This is a genomic window from Shewanella sp. 10N.261.52.F9, from assembly GCF_041471165.1.
Classification (GTDB): Bacteria; Pseudomonadota; Gammaproteobacteria; order Enterobacterales; family Shewanellaceae; genus Shewanella; species Shewanella marinintestina.
The window spans coordinates 93,968-111,291 of record NZ_JBFRNX010000005.1 but is presented as its reverse complement, the minus strand read 5'-3'; the positions used below and the strand labels follow the sequence as shown (position 1 = coordinate 111,291).

At 42.3% G+C, this 17,324-nt stretch carries 14 protein-coding genes; 5 read left to right on the top strand and 9 right to left on the bottom strand.

All coding sequences use genetic code 11. The annotated features are described in order from the left end of the window. Positions 1 to 689: 689 nt before the first annotated feature. The 9 genes from mutT to nadC all read right to left on the bottom strand — a co-directional run bounded on the left by mutT (position 690) and on the right by nadC (position 9,751). The gene (mutT, locus tag AB4298_RS04695; RefSeq protein ID WP_371985880.1) at positions 690 to 1,079 is read right to left on the bottom strand and encodes an 8-oxo-dGTP diphosphatase MutT; all 390 of its coding nucleotides are present in this window, start codon (positions 1,077 to 1,079) and stop codon (positions 690 to 692) included. Beyond that, positions 1,079 to 1,312 (bottom strand): DNA gyrase inhibitor YacG, encoded by a 234-nt coding sequence (yacG, locus tag AB4298_RS04690; RefSeq protein WP_248999426.1) that lies wholly within the window; start codon positions 1,310 to 1,312, stop codon positions 1,079 to 1,081. Before yacG ends, mutT begins: the two co-directional genes overlap by 1 nt. A 59-nt stretch (positions 1,313 to 1,371) precedes the next feature. Beyond that, positions 1,372 to 2,106, bottom strand: a complete 735-nt coding sequence (gene zapD / locus AB4298_RS04685) for a cell division protein ZapD (protein ID WP_248999427.1) — start codon at positions 2,104 to 2,106, stop codon at positions 1,372 to 1,374. Between the two features lie 8 nt (positions 2,107 to 2,114). Further along, entirely contained in the window at positions 2,115 to 2,720 is a 606-nt protein-coding gene (coaE, locus tag AB4298_RS04680) for a dephospho-CoA kinase (RefSeq protein WP_371985879.1), read from the bottom strand. A gap of 19 nt (positions 2,721 to 2,739) precedes the next feature. Continuing rightward, positions 2,740 to 3,651, bottom strand: coding sequence for a prepilin peptidase (locus AB4298_RS04675; protein ID WP_371985878.1), 912 nt, complete (start codon positions 3,649 to 3,651; stop codon positions 2,740 to 2,742). A gap of 75 nt (positions 3,652 to 3,726) precedes the next feature. Next, positions 3,727 to 4,995, bottom strand: coding sequence for a type II secretion system F family protein (locus AB4298_RS04670; RefSeq protein ID WP_371985877.1), 1,269 nt, complete (start codon positions 4,993 to 4,995; stop codon positions 3,727 to 3,729). Between the two features lie 83 nt (positions 4,996 to 5,078). Next, complete coding sequence (gene pilB, locus AB4298_RS04665) at positions 5,079 to 6,788, bottom strand: type IV-A pilus assembly ATPase PilB (RefSeq protein ID WP_371985876.1); 1,710 nt, start codon at positions 6,786 to 6,788, stop codon at positions 5,079 to 5,081. 73 nt (positions 6,789 to 6,861) lie between these two features. Continuing rightward, positions 6,862 to 7,287 carry a prepilin-type N-terminal cleavage/methylation domain-containing protein gene (locus AB4298_RS04660; RefSeq protein WP_527251182.1) on the bottom strand — a complete coding sequence of 142 codons (426 nt, stop codon included), beginning with the start codon at positions 7,285 to 7,287 and terminating at the stop codon, positions 6,862 to 6,864. 1,579 nt (positions 7,288 to 8,866) lie between these two features. Next, entirely contained in the window at positions 8,867 to 9,751 is an 885-nt protein-coding gene (gene nadC / locus AB4298_RS04655) for a carboxylating nicotinate-nucleotide diphosphorylase (RefSeq protein WP_371985874.1), read from the bottom strand. A 222-nt stretch (positions 9,752 to 9,973) separates the two neighbouring features. Here nadC and ampD point away from each other — a divergent pair, with 222 nt between their 5' ends. The 5 genes from ampD to aceF all read left to right on the top strand — a co-directional run bounded on the left by ampD (position 9,974) and on the right by aceF (position 17,215). Next, on the top strand, positions 9,974 to 10,516 hold the full coding sequence (gene ampD / locus AB4298_RS04650; protein ID WP_371985873.1) for a 1,6-anhydro-N-acetylmuramyl-L-alanine amidase AmpD: 543 nt from the start codon (positions 9,974 to 9,976) through the stop codon (positions 10,514 to 10,516). A 66-nt stretch (positions 10,517 to 10,582) separates the two neighbouring features. Next, positions 10,583 to 11,434 (top strand): beta-lactamase regulator AmpE, encoded by an 852-nt coding sequence (gene ampE, locus AB4298_RS04645; RefSeq protein WP_248999434.1) that lies wholly within the window; start codon positions 10,583 to 10,585, stop codon positions 11,432 to 11,434. A gap of 361 nt (positions 11,435 to 11,795) precedes the next feature. After that, positions 11,796 to 12,548, top strand: a complete 753-nt coding sequence (pdhR, locus tag AB4298_RS04640) for a pyruvate dehydrogenase complex transcriptional repressor PdhR (RefSeq protein ID WP_012153684.1) — start codon at positions 11,796 to 11,798, stop codon at positions 12,546 to 12,548. Positions 12,549 to 12,654: 106 nt separating this feature from the next. Further along, positions 12,655 to 15,315 (top strand): pyruvate dehydrogenase (acetyl-transferring), homodimeric type, encoded by a 2,661-nt coding sequence (gene aceE, locus AB4298_RS04635; protein WP_371985872.1) that lies wholly within the window; start codon positions 12,655 to 12,657, stop codon positions 15,313 to 15,315. Between the two features lie 13 nt (positions 15,316 to 15,328). Further along, the gene (aceF, locus tag AB4298_RS04630; RefSeq protein ID WP_371985871.1) at positions 15,329 to 17,215 is read left to right on the top strand and encodes a pyruvate dehydrogenase complex dihydrolipoyllysine-residue acetyltransferase; all 1,887 of its coding nucleotides are present in this window, start codon (positions 15,329 to 15,331) and stop codon (positions 17,213 to 17,215) included. Positions 17,216 to 17,324 lie beyond the last annotated feature (109 nt).

The window sequence follows — 17,324 nt, the reverse complement described above, 5'->3', positions numbered from 1 at the left end:
AGGTCATTTCCAGGCGCCTATTTTACTCGTTAAGAGTAGTGAAGAAGCCACCTTATTAAGGTGGCTTTTTTGCGTTTGGGCATTTGTAAAATATTGAACGCTATCTTATCTGAATACAGCTACCCGTTAAGGTGGCAGCTTCACTTAAAGTAGGCATAAATGCCTCCCCCCGATGTCACCCCGCCGCTGAGCAGGGTCCCCAGCTTGCTGGCAGTTATATTGCTCCTGCAATAACTGCATTTCCGCCATCCTTGGCGGTCACAGCTGCTACGCGCTACAAGATTGCAATGTACTTCGTACATTAAGCGCAACCTCTTCGCCCCCATGTGTTCGCTGCGCGAACCGAGGGCGATTATATGCTCCTGCATAATCGACACTTCCCACATCCATGTGGGTCGTAGGTCATTTTCAGGCGCCACTTTGATTTCACTTTTGTAAAAGTGAAGACAAAACTGAATTCTTGAAAGAGAAGCGAGAGAGTCCACTACGATGTAGCGGGCTTTTTCATTTTTGTCTGGACGCTTTATTACTAGAATTGACCACTCGAACATGGGGAAATAAAAAGCCCGAATGCAGTGAGCATGTGTTTGCTGCACGAACTACGAGAGTTGATTGTTTCCCGCAGCCAAAAGCAAAAAAGCCCGCTTTTGTGGCGGGCTTTTTAAATCTGTAATTTGTAATCGTTGAAACTAACTAAGGATCTTTTCTAAGATCGCTTTATTGGCTTCAGGAAATTCATATTGAATTAGTTGGTCTTTTGCTACCCAACAAATTTCTTGGCCTTCTAAGCCCTTTCCTTCGCCACTAAAATTGGTTACCCAGTGTATGTCGAGGAATACCTTTTTATCGCCATAGTCATGATGGATCTCCATCAATGGTTCGGTATCTACTACATCTAAATCAACTTCTTCTTTAAGCTCTCTAATTAGCGCTTCAGAAGTCGATTCTAGTTTTTCCACCTTACCGCCTGGAAACTCCCATTTACCACCTTGGTGTAGTTCTTGTGGTCGCTTAGCTAGCAAAATTCTTTTATGAGGATCTTGAATCACGCCGACTGCAACATGTATTATTTTGCTCATTAATGCTTTCCATCATCAGATGGACCATCGACGAAGAAGTCCGCTTCGTCATAACCTAGCTGGTCTAACATTTCTGGATCAAACTCAGGTTTTACTGGAATAGCATGTTTCTCTGAAGCCCAATCACCTAGATCGATAAGCTTACAACGGTCGCTACAAAAAGGTTTAAATTTCGATTCAGCATTCCAAGCTACAGAGGCCTGACAAGTCGGGCATTTTACAGTTAAAGACATAATTGACCTTGTCAGTGATAAAGCTGACTTTTAAAAAGTGTATATGGGATTTTAAAGCGTTAGCTACAGGTTGCCAACTCGAATTCTATTGCTTGATCAGAATGTTTTTGTTCATCAAATTGTACGAAGTGAATCGCATAACGGTTTCTGTGGCCGCTAATAGTAGGGTAGCAGCCATACTCGGCTGCTAGTCTTACTCGGATCAGTGAAAGTGCCTGGCTGCTAGTGCCTTGAAAAAACCCGCCAGAAGCCTCTTTGACTTCATAGCTTGTGGTTTGTCTAGTTAAATCTAGCAATAACTTAACTGGAGAAAGTAAAGAGGCAAAGTGGCTCATCCAATCTTGGTATTCTTGTTGACGTTCACTCCAAGGTTTAGCTAGCCAATAATGGAGTTGAGGCAGGTCAAAGTTACAGCTCGCACCAGGCATATTAAATCTTTGCCTTAACGCTGATAAGAAACGGTTCCGTTTTAACTCGTTGCCGGGTCGTTGAGCTACCTGAAGAACATCTCTTGCAGCGCTTAGTTTATCTATATAAAGCGCAAGCTGTTCGTCGTTAATTGCGGGGAGAGATTGCCATTTTGATAAGGCGAATAGCTGCCTATCAAGGTCTTGGAGTACTTCGCCGCGATAGTCACAACGTTCAGTTAGTTCGAATAATGAAAATAGCGGGTAAAAGCATCGATGCTGATGATCGTGATCTAAGTTAGCCTGTAATTGTTCTGCAAGATATTCTAGGCGCAGATAGCTACGGGTTTTTTCATTGAGCGGCTGTTCATAGATCAATTTAGTCATGGCGTTATTCAAGCATTACTAGATAATTTTAAATAAAAGTTATGTAGTGCTTCTACCTTGCACTTTAACGCCGATATCTCTCCCTGGTTGTCTATGACATCATCAGCTTTTGACAGTTTCTCGGCTCTTGAAGCCTGACTGCCTATTATATTTTTTACGTGTTGAGCGGTTACTAAATCTCTATCAACCGTTCTTTTTTGTTGTAACTCCGGCGAAATATCCACCAAAAGTGTTCGATCTACTAACCTATCTAACCCATTCTCAAATAGCAAGGGCACGACCATAATTACATAATCAGATTGTGCTTCTTTACACTGTTGTAGCATCGATTCTCTAATCATTGGGTGAAGTAGAGAATTTAACCAAAGTCGTTCTGAATCATTATTGAAAATGACTTCTCTTAATTTTGCTCTATCTAAGCCGCCATCAGCCGATAAGATTTGCTCACCAAAATGAGTGACAATTTCTTTCAGACCATCAGAACCAGTTGCTACTACATCTCGAGCAACGATATCGGCATCGACTAGAGTAACGCCTTGTTCGGCGAAAATATTGGCAACCGTTGTTTTACCGCTGCCGATACCGCCAGTAAGACCGATAATGTAATCAGCCATAGTGTGTTTCCCTGTCGCTTTATAAGGTAGAAAGGTACCAGTTTGTAATGCTTTCACCCCATATCATGGCTATCCAGCCAGCAGCTGCGATATAAGGGCCAAATGGAATTGGGTTACCTTGATTAAGCTTTTTGAAGATAATAAGAGTGATACCAACGACGGCACCGACTAGTGATGACAGCAAGATAACAAGTGGCAATACCTGCCAACCAAACCAAGCGCCGAAAACAGCAAGTAGCTTAAAGTCACCATAGCCCATGCCGTCTTTGCCAGTTAGTAACTTAAATAACCAGAACACGCTCCATAGACTTAAGTAACCTGCCGCTGCACCAATCAAAGCATCTGAAGTACTAGTGAAGGTACCTGATAAGTTAACAATCAGGCCTAGCCATAATAAAGGGAGAGTAATTTGGTCTGGCAATAGCATTTCGTCTAAATCAATGCCGGTTAGCGCAATCAGGCAAAAAGTCAGTAATGTGGTTAATGCGAACTCGATAGTAGGGCCAAAGTGCCAAGCTAGAAAAGCGACTAATGTGCCGGTAATGAATTCTACAATAGGGTAACGAGCTGAGATTGGGTTGCTACAGGAGGCGCATCTCCCCTTAAGCATTAGCCAACCTAAAATAGGCAAGTTATGTATAGGCTTGATATTGGCCTTACATTTTGGACAGGCAGAGCCTGGAATAACGAGGTTATACTTTTCAGGGAAGCCATCGATTGGGGCTTCTAATTGTTTTTTGTTAGCATCAAAAATCTGTTGCTTGTATTCACTTAGGTAATGATTACATTCTTGCTGCCAGTCTCGCTTCATCATCACTGGTATACGGTGAATCACCACATTTAAAAAGCTACCGATCACAGCGGCAAATACAAAGCTTAATGCGATAAACAGCCAAGGATTTTGGCTAAAAACAGAAATAAGTTCAGTCATTATTTTTCTTTTATTGTAAAAGCTACTTTGATAACGCAGCTTGGAACGAATATAAGCTACGTTTTTGTAAGGCTCTTATCCTACAACATTACCCATTTCAAAAATAGGTAGGTACATGCCGACAATTAGGCCGCCCACCACGGTACCAATCACTACCATCATTATTGGTTCAATTAGACTCGATAAGCCATCAACCGCATCATCTACTTGCATTTCATAGATATTAGCAACCTTGTTAAGCATGTTATCGAGTGAGCCGGACTCTTCACCAATCATGACCATTTGAATCAACATGTCAGGGAAAAGCCCAGTTGTACGCATAGCGACATTCATTTGCATGCCAGACATAACCTCAGTACGGATTTTCAAAATCGCTTTCTTATATACGGCGTTGCCTGACGCACCTGCAGCAGACTCTAGACCATCGATTAATGGCACACCTGCTGCAAATGTTGTTGCTAAAGTGCGGGCAAAACGTGCCATAGCGCCTTTATGCAAGATATCGCCAATAGCGGGGATTTTTAAGATGACTTCATCCACTCTGTCTCTAAACAATTGAGAGTTTTGATGGGCACGTTTGAAGCTCCAAACACCTATAATGATCGCTATGACAAAAATATACCAAGATGCCTGTAACCAGCGAGATATATTAATAATAAACTGGGTAAAGGCGGGTAACTCTGCTCCGAAACCATTAAAAATATCTTCAAACTGAGGCACAACAAATAATAGTAGTAAGGCTGTTACTAGGATAGCTACAACGACAACAGCAGCAGGGTAGAACATGGCTTTTTTAATTTTTGATTTTAATGCTTCCGATTTTTCTCGGTAAGTTGCAATTCGATCAAAAACTTGATCAAGTGAGCCTGAATGCTCACCGGCGCCGACAAGATCGACATAGAGGTCATCAAAATACAGTCTGTGTGGCCTTAAAGCCTCTGACAGAGGAATACCTGATTGTACATCGTTAACGATAGTCGCTAAAAGCTCGCGCATTTTAGGTTTTTCATGGCCTTTCCCCAACAACTCTAAAGTCGTCACAATGGGTACACCAGCCGCAAGCATAGTGGCTATCTGGCGAGTAACCATGGCGATATCCATGGGTTTGATTTTCTTTTCCGATTTGAACAGCGGCGGAGATTTCTTACGGACGCCTTTTGGGATGACACCTTGAGCTTTTAATTGGGCGCGAATTTCAGCACTTGATATACCTCTAAGTTCGCCTGATGTTTTTCCACCATCACGATTGGTGCCATTCCAGGTATAAGTGACAACTTTAGGTTGGCTTTTTTGGGCTTTTTTCCTCTCACGAGCTTGCTTTGATGATTTAGTTGCAATTGCCATAGCGGCCCTTTTATTGTCTTATTTTGAGGTGCGCTTTAATTTTGTTTAAGTGTACGATTGGTTGCTCGAGACTACATCAATAATTAAAAACTGGTTACGCGGTTTATCTCTGCAATGCTGGTCACGCCTTGAATAACTTTTAATAGGCCTGAATCTCTAAGGTCACGCATGCCCTGAAGTTTGGCTTGTTTAAGTATTTGTAAGGAGTTGCCACCTTCCATAATCGTGCGGGCAATTTCATCCGACATCTTCATGACTTCATAAATACCAACTCGACCTTTATAGCCAGCAGAACAAAGGTCACAACCAACTGGTTTATGCGGAGTGATACCTGTATCGATTTGCTGTTGAGTAAACCCCAGTTTTAACAGTGCATCAGCTGGGATATTTTCAGGCTGTTTGCAGTTAGGGCATAAGCGGCGTGATAGACGCTGGGCAATAATCAAGTTTACTGAGCTGGCAATGTTATAGCCTGGCACGCCCATGTTGATTAAGCGAGTCAGGGTTTCTGCTGCCGAATTGGTGTGCAAGGTTGATAGCACTAAGTGACCCGTTTGCGCCGCTTTAATGGCAATTTCAGCCGTTTCTAAATCTCGAATTTCACCAACCATGACCACATCAGGATCTTGACGTAAAAATGAGCGCAGAGCGGACGCGAATGTCAGTCCGGCTTTTAAATTAATATGGACTTGGTTAACGCCTTCGAGGTTAATTTCTACCGGATCTTCCGCGGTTGATATATTGCGCTCTTCAGTATTAAGAATGTTCAGCCCGGTATAGAGGGAGACGGTTTTACCTGAACCTGTAGGTCCGGTTACCAAAATCATCCCTTGGGGTTTTTGTAGCATCTCTTCATAAAGCAGTCGTTGATCATCTTCATAACCTAACTTTTCAATGCCAAGCTGAGCAGATGATGAGTCAAGGATACGCATTACGATTTTCTCGCCCCAAATAGTAGGCAGGGTACTAACACGAAAATCGATAGATTTACTGCGTGATAGCTTCATCTTAATTCGGCCATCTTGTGGTACGCGGCGCTCGGCAATATCAAGTTTGGACATTACTTTTAAACGGGCAGAAATGCGACCGGAAAGATTAACTGGCGGCTCGGATACTTCATGCAAGATGCCATCAATACGAAAACGAATGCGGTAGCGCTTTTCATAGGGCTCAAAATGTAAATCTGATGCTCCTTTACGTATGGCATCGGTAAGAATTTTATTAATATAGATGACAATAGGGGCGTCATCTTTGCCGTCATTATCTTGCTCTTGTTCACGCTTATCGGTATCGGTAACTTCAATACCTGCAAGAGATTCTTCATCTATAGTGCTTAAATCTAAGCTACTAAGATCATCTTCTAGGATGCTTTCAAGCGCCTTATCTAGCTTATCATCTTCAACCAAAATAGCTTCGGTGTGCAGGCCAGCACTGAACTGAAAGTCTTCCAAGGCTGCGATATTGGTCGGATCGGATGTTGCAATAAATAAACGGTTACCGCGTTTAAAAAGCGGAATGCAGCGGTGCTTTTCAATTAGTTTTTTGTTTATAAACTCTTCTGGAATCGTACTAATATCAAATTCATTGAGATCGAGCAGTGGCGTGCCATATTCCTCATAGCAAAGTGCAGCAATTTGTTGAGAAGTAATAAGATTGCTTTTTATTACTGAAGTAACTAGAGAGGTTTTCTGTTTACGCGAATTTGAAATTGCGGATGTAATTTGCTCTTCGCTAAGCAAGCCTTTGCGAATAAATAGTGTAGATAAGCCTAGGTGTAAACCTGTTGTTGGCATTATTAAGCCTAATCTAGATCCCAATACAGAGACATTTTTAGTGGCTCTGTATTGGGAAGCTTCTTATTGCTGATTATATTTTACAAACGCCAGAAGTTTCACAGTTACCTGCCCAAGTCCATGTAACAGCTAGAGTGTCTGCATTAATAGCAGGTGAAAGGGTTAAAGTATTTGACTTTGCTCCCAGGTTTGCAGAACCCGTTAATGTTAATACACCAGCAGCTATAGCAGCCTTAGTTACATTCTCATCAGTTTGCATTGATGCCGCAGTTGGAACGCCATTGCTGCCTAGTGCTATACTTGAAACCGCTGTAATTTCGCCAGTTTGTACCGCAACTTCTACCGCTGTTTTGTAAGACATTGCAGCATTAACAAGACCGCTAGCTCGAGCACTTCTTGTATAGTCTTGATAAGCAGGCAGTGCAATCGCTGCCAAAATACCGATAATTGCTACAACAATCATCAATTCAATTAGGGTGAAACCCTTAGCGTTGTTCATTTTTGATTTATTCATCATTCTGTTCATCTTAGTGTTCATGTCTATCTCCATTAGAAAGCTTTTTGAATTGCTGATTTAATCAATAATGGCTAACCTGCACCTTCAGCCTATACCCTGAAACAAAGGGTTTGCTTTTTGTCGAATAAGGTTAGCGCTGATGTGAAAATCATCATTCAGTCTATGTGTGCGTCAACCCTGCTGAGTGCTCCTGCGTTAGCGTGTCGCTGTATCCAAACTGACTATGCTTCTTACGCATAGTGCGACGACGAGGCATCCGTCTATCCTATTGTTTAAATTCAAATTTAATGTCTAGTTAAATTTGAATTTAAAACCTTCAACTCAAACTCAACTCAAACTAAAAGCTAATTCAAACTGAAATTTAAAAATTAAAGCTAGGATTTACTATTCAAAGTGGTAAGAAGAGCAGCTTTATCCCGCTTGGTTAGTTCATTATTTGGTGCTCGTATCCACAGTTAAGTAAAACTAAGCACAAAAATTAATAAAACCAGATGAGATAATGTTGAATCTAAAACACTTTAAATTGCATTAACCGAGTCTGCACATCGGTATAACTGCAAGTTAGTACAAAGGTGGGTAAAATGGAATAGTGAAATGTAATTAATGCGTTATTTTGTTGCTTGTTTGGTTGTTTTTGGGTTTTTTTATGGTTCCATTGGTGTTGGTTAATTGGCGTGTGTTATTTTGTTGGCGAAAAAATGTTCACCGTCAAAAATTTGAATGCTCCCTATTTTAGATTTCGACAGCTTTAATTTACTTCACTTTTTAAAGGTTCAAATCGCAGCTGGGGAGTGATTGTATTTTCTTTAATAACTAATTTATAACTTTCTAAATCATTTGTATAAGATGATCCTTAAAGAGTTGAAACGGTGAGCGAGATTTTTAATTGGATCATGGAGTGCTGTTTGGAGAGCTGAATAGAAATATCAATGAGAGTACCTGCTGTGATGGATATGCGTGTAACCTTGTGCGGAGGAATCTAGACTTTATGGGTCGCAATTTTGATGCTAACCGTGCCTAGCACAATATAGTTTTCATGATAGTTTGCATGTTTTTTAGGGATTAAATTTGGTTTTGCGAGTTTAACTTTGACGTTCATTTAGTTTGCTTTATTTAATTTCAAAGGTTGAAGGTATTATTGTAGATCCTAGGTAAGCAATTAGGTTGACTATTTATTGTTAGTGATTGCATAAATATTTTATTGTCGAACCTTTTGACTATGTATTATTAAACCTGACTGGTAGGACGTCTATTCTAAGTATAAGCCTGAAACACATATGAAAATTAGCGATTATTTATCGTTATAAAATCGAATGTTGATTACTTAGCTTCGAACAAATGAGTAGATAATATTGCGAGTTTTAAACTTGTTATTAGATTAATGTTTCGCGGCTTAAAACTAAAATGCCAAATTACTAGAACAGGTCTAAATAGGTATGTTGAAAGCTGTGTTAAAAGCTATGTTAAAAATTTCAGTTATGCAGAGAAGATGAGGGGAGGTAAAACAGCATTTAATGGTCTAACTAAAGATAGAAAATGCTGTTAATACGAAGCTAAACCGTTACTTCAGTCTTAATGATAAGTCTAAAGCTCTAACATGTTTGGTTAGTGCGCCAACAGATATGTAATCTACGCCAGTTTTAGCGAAGGTGGCGATAGTTTCGATGGTCACATCACCTGATACTTCTAGTTTGACCCCTTGGCCTTGTGCTTTGTAGCTATTATTTAGCTCTACCGCTTCTAGCATCATAGTGACGTCAAAGTTATCTAACATGACGATATCAGATTGAGCGTCGAGAGCCTGTGTTAGTTCATCGATACTTTCAACTTCAACTTCAACCGGTTTGTCATTATGTAACGCTCTGGCTGCCTTAATGGCTTTGTCGATACTGCCGCAAGCCATAATGTGATTTTCTTTAATTAAAAAAGCATCAAAAAGGCCAATACGATGATTTTGACCGCCGCCACAGCTTACTGCGTATTTTTGCGCTGTACGTAAACCGGGAATGGTTTTGCGAGTGTCTAATAGTCGGGTGTGAGTGCCTGCGAGTTTATCGACATAATGTTTTGTCAGTGTCGCTACGCCGGACAGCGTCTGGATAAAGTTCATCGCAGTGCGCTCGCCGGTTAAAATTGCTCTAGCTGGGCCTTCAAGTTCGCAAAGTAGTTGGTTTGGTACGACCAAATCGCCATCATCAACGTGCCAGTGCAGCGCGACTTCACCACCTAGTTGGTTAAATACCTGCTCTGCCCATGCTTTACCGCAAAATACGCCTTCTTCTCGAGTGATTAAATTGGCTTGAGCTATTTTGTCTGCCGGGATAAGTTGCGCGGTAATATCGGCATCAAATCGTTGTGCTAAAGAGTGGCTGCTATTGGTTTCTTTGTGACCTAAATCTTCATCTAAAGCTGCTTTGACTGAGAGTCTAATGTCATTTTCAAGCATGGTGAGCTGTCCTTACTGGCTTGTAACCGTGGTATATATTGGGCACGCTTTAATAGTGGTTTTAATCTTAACATAAAGTTTTACCTACAGAGCTAGCATTATCCTTGTTTATCGCTTGGAATTACTGATGTTATTTGGCTGATAAATCTCAAAAGCCTAGCTATATTCATAGAGTTAAAACTGCTAAAGTGATTTTAATAATTTTGTTTTAGGAATGCTGATTTGTCGCTGACATTACTTAATGGCTGGGTGACTCAGGCGCGTTATTGTCTTTCGCCACACTTTAATCATAGGCCGCTTAACGAAGTAAGCCTTTTAGTTATCCATAACATAAGCTTACCCGCTGGGTGTTTTGGTTTGCCGTATATCGATCAGTTATTTCAAGGTAAGTTAGATATTCAGGCGGATGACAGTTTTAAAGAACTGCAAGGATTAGAAGTATCGGCGCATTTTTTGATCCGTCGTGATGGTGAATTGGTTCAATATGTTAGTTGTGATGACAGAGCTTGGCACGCGGGAGTGTCATTATTTGAAGGCCGAAGTCAGTGTAATGATTTTGCAATTGGGATTGAGCTTGAGGGGACCGATTTAGAGGTGTACTCAGAACAGCAATATACTCAGTTGATAGAGCTTACCAAAAGCTTAATGTGTCAATACCCTAAGATAACCCCAAACAGAGTGACGGGGCACAGTGATATCGCACCGGGGCGAAAAACCGATCCGGGAGCGAGTTTTGATTGGCAGCGCTTCAAAATGGCGTTGTAAATCAGCGTTAAATTAGTTTTAAAAAAACTAAATTAATTAAATGCGTTAACTTTGAAGGTGAAAATTATGGCTTTGTTTGCGTTATTAGTCGCAATCTTGGTTGAACGATTACGACTGCTGCCGGGTTCTTGGCAGTTTGATGCGTTGTTGTCTAAATATCATAAAAGCTTAGTTACAGCAGAGCAGAAACCAACGTTATTTACTATGACATTGGCTCTAGTGTTACCTGCGATAATTGTCTACGTATTGTCGTGGTTAGTATCTGGAATTTTATGGGGTGCAGTTAGTGTTGCTGTGTGGGTAGCAATTGCCGTGTTGTGTTTTAGCCATAATAGCCAAAGAAAGGCTTTTAAGTGCTACATCCAAGCGGCTTGTCGTGGTGATTCACAAGCGTGTTTCCATTACGCTAATGAGCTTGATCCTAGTCAAGATCTCGAGTCGGTTACCGAGCAGGAATTAGGCACACAAGTTGGACAAAGTGTCGCTTGGATTAATTACCGTTATTACGGTGCGATTGCTCTTTACCTTATCGTTTTAGGTCCTGTTGGTGCAGTGCTTTATTGTACGGTGCGCTTTTATAGTGAACAAAGTAATAAACATCAGATTGAGCAGCCTTTGGTTGATAATTTGTTGTTCGTACTGGACTGGCTTCCTAGCAGGATTTTCTCTTTTGGTTACGTATTAAGTGGCCACTTTAGACAGGCTATAGCGACTTGGGTGTCACATGCTCTTAATCCTAAATGTACTGCGCGAGACATAATTACGCAGGTAGCTTTGGCGGCAGAGACATTGCCGCAAGCCTCATCTGCACCTATTTGTTTGCAGTCAACTATCTCTTTACTGCAATTAAGTAAGCGAAACTTTATTTTACTCATTACAGTGTTGTCATTGATGACCATCTTTGGGGTGGTTAATTAGTCATCACTTGAATATGTTGTTAGCTAAAAATTAGTCAGTCCTAAATTTGATTTTATTAAATTAAATAGATTGATTTATAAACGGCTCAGCAGTTTTTGTTGAGCCGTTTTAACACGTTAAATTCTTATCCATTTACCAAAAATCTCTCCATGTTTAATTGCTTATAATAATTATTATCAACGCGCAGCTTATTAAAATTGGCACATTGGTCAGACCCCATTATGACGAAAATCAGCTATGCTCACACATCGCGCATAGATTTGATGTAGATCACTAACTGGACATTCAAAGTGTGATTTGATAAAGTGCGCTCAGTCAATTAAATTGGTAAGACCAATTTACAATAGGAGCTGAGGCCCACATGGCTTATAGCAAAATAAACCAGCCAAAAATATCCGATGTCATTATGGGACAGTTGGAGCAGATGATTCTGGAAGGCAGTATTCAACCAGGACAAAAGCTACCACCTGAACGTGAACTGGCATTGCAATTTGAAGTTTCGCGCCCTTCTTTACGCGAAGCGATCCAAAAATTAGAAGCAAAGGGCTTGTTGATGCGTCGTCAAGGCGGCGGAACCTATGTAAAAGAGCAGCTCTGGCAAAGTCTTGCCGACCCAATTGTTGAACTTATGCATTCAGATTCTGAAAGTCAGTATGACTTACTGGAGTTTCGTCATGCCACTGAAGGCATGATGGCGTATTTTGCAGCACTTCGTGGTAACGATGCGGATATGCAAAATATCAAACGTACGATTTTAGAAGTTGAGTCAGCTAATTTAATTGAAGATCAAGCTAATGCGATTGTGCGCTTTTACCGCGCGGTTGCCGAAGCGTCACATAACGTGGCTATGCTTCATCTTGTATTGAGTTTATCTCCTGTGCTGCATAAAAACGTGGCACAAAACTTAGAGCTTTTAAGCCGACGCGAAGAAGCCTCTACTACGGCGAACGATCACAGACGAGCCCTGCTTGCTGCAATTATTCGTCGCGATCCTGAAGCTGCACGCGAAGCCTCCAATGAACACTTAAGTTACATTGAAGAGGTGATGCTATCAGTAAGGGAAGAAGACAGCCGATTGCAGCGTAGCCTGCGTCGATTAAAGAGTGGTGTATAGGTCGATTCTTTAGCGAACCACCTGTTGCCAGCCAATATTTCAAAATTTAAATACACTAATCACTGCAGTAGTGACTTAGGTATTACGTATAGGAAAGGACTGCAAAATGTCTGAACATATGCTTAATGACATCGATCCACTAGAAACTAATGAGTGGTTGTCTGCTCTAGAATCAGTTGTACGCGAAGAAGGGGTTGAGCGTGCTCAGTACCTACTTGAGCAAGTACTTGATAAGGCGCGTCTAGATGGTGTCGATATGGCGACGGGTATTACGACCAACTACGTCAACACTATTCCTACGAGCCAAGAGCCTGCATATCCTGGTAATACTACAATTGAACGCCGTTTGCGTTCAATTATCCGTTGGAACGCGATCATGATCGTACTGCGCGCATCTAAGAAAGACTTAGATCTTGGCGGTCACATGGCGTCTTACCAATCTGCTGCATCATTTTATGAAATGTGTTTTAACCATTTCTTCCGTGCACCAAACGAAGTTGATGGTGGTGATTTAGTTTACTATCAAGGTCATATCTCTCCAGGTATCTACTCACGCGCATTTTTAGAAGGTCGTTTAACTGCTGAGCAGTTAGATAACTTCCGTCAAGAAGTGGATGGCAAAGGTATTCCTTCATACCCGCATCCTAAGTTAATGCCTGAATTCTGGCAGTTCCCTACGGTATCTATGGGTCTTGGCCCAATGTCTGCTATTTACCAGGCTCGTTTCCTTAAGTATCTAGATGGCCGTGGCTTAAAAGATACTTCAGCGCAGCGCGTATATGCATTCCTAGGTGATGGCGAGATGGACGAGCCAGAATCACGCGGTGCTATCTCTTTCGCTTCACGTGAAAAGCTAGACAACCTATGTTTCCTTATCAACTGTAACCTACAGCGTCTAGATGGCCCTGTTATGGGTAACGGTAAGATCATTCAAGAGCTTGAAGGTCTATTTAGAGGCGCAGGTTGGAACGTCGTTAAAGTGATCTGGGGTAACAACTGGGATTCACTCATCGCTAAAGATACCTCAGGTAAGCTGCTACAGCTTATGAATGAAACTATCGATGGTGATTACCAGACATTTAAGTCAAAAGATGGCGCTTATGTACGTGAGCACTTCTTTGGTAAGTACCCTGAGACTGCAGCATTAGTATCAGATATGACAGATGCAGAGATCTTCGCGCTTAAGCGTGGTGGTCATGATTCATCTAAGCTATACGCTGCATTTAAAAATGCACAAGATACCAAAGGCAAGCCAACTGTAATCCTAGCTAAAACAGTTAAAGGTTACGGCATGGGTGAAGCGGCTGAAGGCAAGAACATTGCTCACGGCGTGAAGAAAATGGACATGACGCACGTACTACAGTTACGTAATCGTCTAGGTCTAGAAGATTTACTAAGCGATGAAAAAGTCTCTGAACTACCTTACCTAACGCTTGAAGAAGGTTCTGAAGAGTATAAGTACTTACACGCTCGTCGTGATGCGCTTCATGGTTACACGCCACAGCGTCTGCCTAATTTCACTGAAGCTCTAGAGCTTCCTGCTGTTGATGAGTTCAGCTCTTTGCTTGTTGAGCAAAAGCGTGAAATCTCAACTACTATGGCATTTGTTCGTACGCTGAACATCTTGCTAAAGAACAAAGGCATTGGTAAGAACATCGTTCCTATTATTGCTGACGAAGCACGTACTTTCGGTATGGAAGGTCTGTTCCGTCAAATCGGTATTTACAACCCGCATGGTCAGGAATACACACCTGAAGACCGCAGCGTTGTGTCTTACTATAAAGAAGCGACTTCAGGTCAAGTATTGCAAGAAGGTATCAACGAGCTAGGTGCTATGTCTTCATGGGTTGCTGCGGCAACGTCATACAGCACTAACGATTTGCCGATGATCCCATTCTACATCTACTACTCTATGTTTGGTTTCCAACGTGTTGGCGACATGGCGTGGATGGCAGGTGATCAGCAAGCACGTGGTTTCCTATTAGGTGCAACAGCCGGTCGTACAACGCTAAACGGTGAAGGTCTACAGCACGAAGATGGCCACAGCCATGTTCAAGCGAACACGATTCCAAACTGTATCTCTTATGACCCAACATTCGCATACGAGTTAGCGGTAATCATGCAAGACGGTATCCGCCGCATGTATGGTGACCAAGAGAACGTGTTCTATTACTTGACGCTGATGAACGAAAACTACGCAATGCCAGCAATGCCTGAAGGCGCTGAGGAAGGTATTCGCAAAGGTATCTACAAGCTTGAGTCGTACACTGGTAGCAACAAGGTTCAGTTAATGAGCTCGGGCACTATCATGAACGAAGTACGTAAAGCGGCTCAAATTCTAAGTGAAGAGTACGGCGTAGCATCTGATGTTTACTCTGTGACTTCATTCAACGAGCTAACTCGTGAAGGTCAAGATGTTGAGCGTTTCAACATGTTGCACCCAGAAGCAGAGCAAAAGACTGCGTACATTACTCAAGTAATGGGCACTGAACCTGCAATTGCTGCAACCGATTACATGAAGAACTATGCTGAACAAGTTCGTGCATTTATGCCTTCTGAATCATTCAAAGTACTAGGTACTGACGGTTTTGGTCGTTCAGACAGCCGTGAAAACCTACGTCGTCACTTTGAAGTAAATGCTGGCTACGTTGTTGTAGCAGCGCTGAATGAACTCGCTAAACGTGGCGATATTGAAAAGTCAGTAGTTGCAGCTGCAATTGCTAAATTCAACATCGACGCTGACAAGACAAACCCGCTATACGCGTAAGAGGCAATACAAAATGACAATCGAAATTAATGTACCAGACATCGGTGCGGATGAGGTTGAAGTAACAGAGATCCTTGTTAGCGTTGGCGACAAGGTAGAAGAAGAGCAATCGCTTATCTCTGTTGAAGGCGATAAAGCGGCGATGGAAGTTCCAGCGTCGAAAGCGGGTATTGTTAAAGAAATCAAAGTGGTTGTAGGTGACAAGGTGTCTACCGATTCATTGATTATGATCTTTGAATCTGAAGGCGCAGCATCTACTCCTACTGCTGCAGTTGAGTCAGCACCTGTTGCGGCTCCTGCTGCACCAGCTGCGGCTGAGCTAAAAGAAGTTCACGTCCCAGACATCGGCGACGATGAAGTTGAAGTGACTGAAATCTTAGTAACTGTTGGCGACAGCATTACTGAAGAGCAATCACTGATGAGTGTTGAAGGCGACAAAGCTTCTATGGAAGTGCCTGCACCATTTGCCGGCGTGCTAAAAGAAATCAAAGTGAATGTAGGTGACAAAGTGTCTACTGGTAGCTTGGTAATGGTATTTGAAGTTGCAGGCTCTGCTCCTGCTGCAGCGGCTCCAACGCCAGTTGCAGCTCCGGCTGCTGTGGCATCGGCACCATCAGTACAAGACGTTAACGTGCCAGACATTGGCGGTGATGAAGTTGAAGTGACTGAAATCATGGTTAAAGTTGGCGACACTGTAACTGAAGAGCAATCGCTTATCTCTGTTGAAGGTGATAAAGCGGCGATGGAAGTGCCTGCACCGTTTGCTGGTAAAGTGTTAGAAATTAAAGTGGCTCAAGGCGATAAAGTATCGACTGGCTCTTTGATTATGACATTTGAAGTGGCTGGTAGCGCACCAGTTGCTGCTCCAGTACAGGCGGCTGCTCCAGCTCCTGCTGCACCAGTTGCTAGCCCTGCTCCTGCTACTAGCCAAGCAGCGGCGCCTGCAGCGAAAGAAGACTTCGTTGAAAACAGTGCATACGCTCATGCTTCTCCAGTTATCCGCCGTATGGCGCGTGAACTAGGCGTTAACCTAGCTAACGTTAAAGGTACTGGCCGTAAGAATCGCGTAGTTAAAGAAGATGTTCAAAACTACATTAAAGCGGTTATTAAGCAAGTTGAGTCTGGCGCAGTTAAAACTGCAGCTGGTGGCGGCGAGCTAAACCTACTTGCATGGCCAAAAGTGGACTTCAGCAAGTTTGGTGAAACAGAAGTTAAACCGTTATCACGTATTCAGAAGATTTCTGGTGCTAATCTACACCGTAACTGGGTGAAGATCCCGCATGTTACCCAGTGGGATGATGCTGATATCACTGAACTAGAAGCTTTCCGTAAGGCGCAAAATGCTGCCGAAGCGAAGAAAGACTCTGGCATGAAGATCACACCGCTTGTGTTTATCATGAAGGCAGTTGCGAAAGCGCTAGAAGCATTCCCAACCTTTAACTCTTCATTGTCAGAAGATGGCGAAAGCTTAATTTTGAAGAAGTACGTTAACGTAGGTATTGCGGTTGATACGCCAAATGGCCTAGTTGTTCCAGTATTTAAAGATGTGAACAAGAAAGGCATTCACGAGCTATCTGATGAGCTGAAAGAGATCTCTAAGAAAGCACGTGGTGGCAAGCTGACCGCTGCAGATATGCAGGGTGGTTGCTTCACAATCTCAAGCTTAGGCGGTATTGGTGGTACAGCATTTACACCTATCGTTAATGCGCCAGAGGTTGCCATTCTTGGTGTGTCTAAGTCAGATATGAAGCCTGTTTGGAATGGTAAAGAGTTTGAGCCGCGCTTAATGCTGCCGCTATCACTGTCTTACGATCACCGTGTGATTGATGGCGCCGATGGTGCTCGCTTTATCACGTACTTGAATAACTGCTTGTCAGACATTCGTACCTTAGTGCTTTAATCCTAATAGGCTGCTTAATACAAGCAGCCTATTTTCTAAGCCGCTTGATTAATACAAATAGTAAACATCAGTAAGATTAAGCGTTTCTAGGATTGTGATCAGCATCAAA

What these genes read in the sequence shown, in the direction of transcription:
- mutT (WP_371985880.1), bottom strand. Translation starts at nt 1,079, where the DNA reads ATGAGCAAAATAATACATGTTGCAGTCGGCGTGATTCAAGATCCTCAT.
- yacG (WP_248999426.1), bottom strand. Translation starts at nt 1,312, where the DNA reads ATGTCTTTAACTGTAAAATGCCCGACTTGTCAGGCCTCTGTAGCTTGG.
- zapD (WP_248999427.1), bottom strand. Translation starts at nt 2,106, where the DNA reads ATGACTAAATTGATCTATGAACAGCCGCTCAATGAAAAAACCCGTAGC.
- coaE (WP_371985879.1), bottom strand. Translation starts at nt 2,720, where the DNA reads ATGGCTGATTACATTATCGGTCTTACTGGCGGTATCGGCAGCGGTAAA.
- AB4298_RS04675 (WP_371985878.1), bottom strand. Translation starts at nt 3,651, where the DNA reads ATGACTGAACTTATTTCTGTTTTTAGCCAAAATCCTTGGCTGTTTATC.
- AB4298_RS04670 (WP_371985877.1), bottom strand. Translation starts at nt 4,995, where the DNA reads ATGGCAATTGCAACTAAATCATCAAAGCAAGCTCGTGAGAGGAAAAAA.
- pilB (WP_371985876.1), bottom strand. Translation starts at nt 6,788, where the DNA reads ATGCCAACAACAGGTTTACACCTAGGCTTATCTACACTATTTATTCGC.
- AB4298_RS04660 (WP_527251182.1), bottom strand. Translation starts at nt 7,287, where the DNA reads ATGAACAACGCTAAGGGTTTCACCCTAATTGAATTGATGATTGTTGTA.
- nadC (WP_371985874.1), bottom strand. Translation starts at nt 9,751, where the DNA reads ATGCTTGAAAATGACATTAGACTCTCAGTCAAAGCAGCTTTAGATGAA.
- ampE (WP_248999434.1), top strand. Translation starts at nt 10,583, where the DNA reads ATGGCTTTGTTTGCGTTATTAGTCGCAATCTTGGTTGAACGATTACGA.
- pdhR (WP_012153684.1), top strand. Translation starts at nt 11,796, where the DNA reads ATGGCTTATAGCAAAATAAACCAGCCAAAAATATCCGATGTCATTATG.
- aceE (WP_371985872.1), top strand. Translation starts at nt 12,655, where the DNA reads ATGTCTGAACATATGCTTAATGACATCGATCCACTAGAAACTAATGAG.
- aceF (WP_371985871.1), top strand. Translation starts at nt 15,329, where the DNA reads ATGACAATCGAAATTAATGTACCAGACATCGGTGCGGATGAGGTTGAA.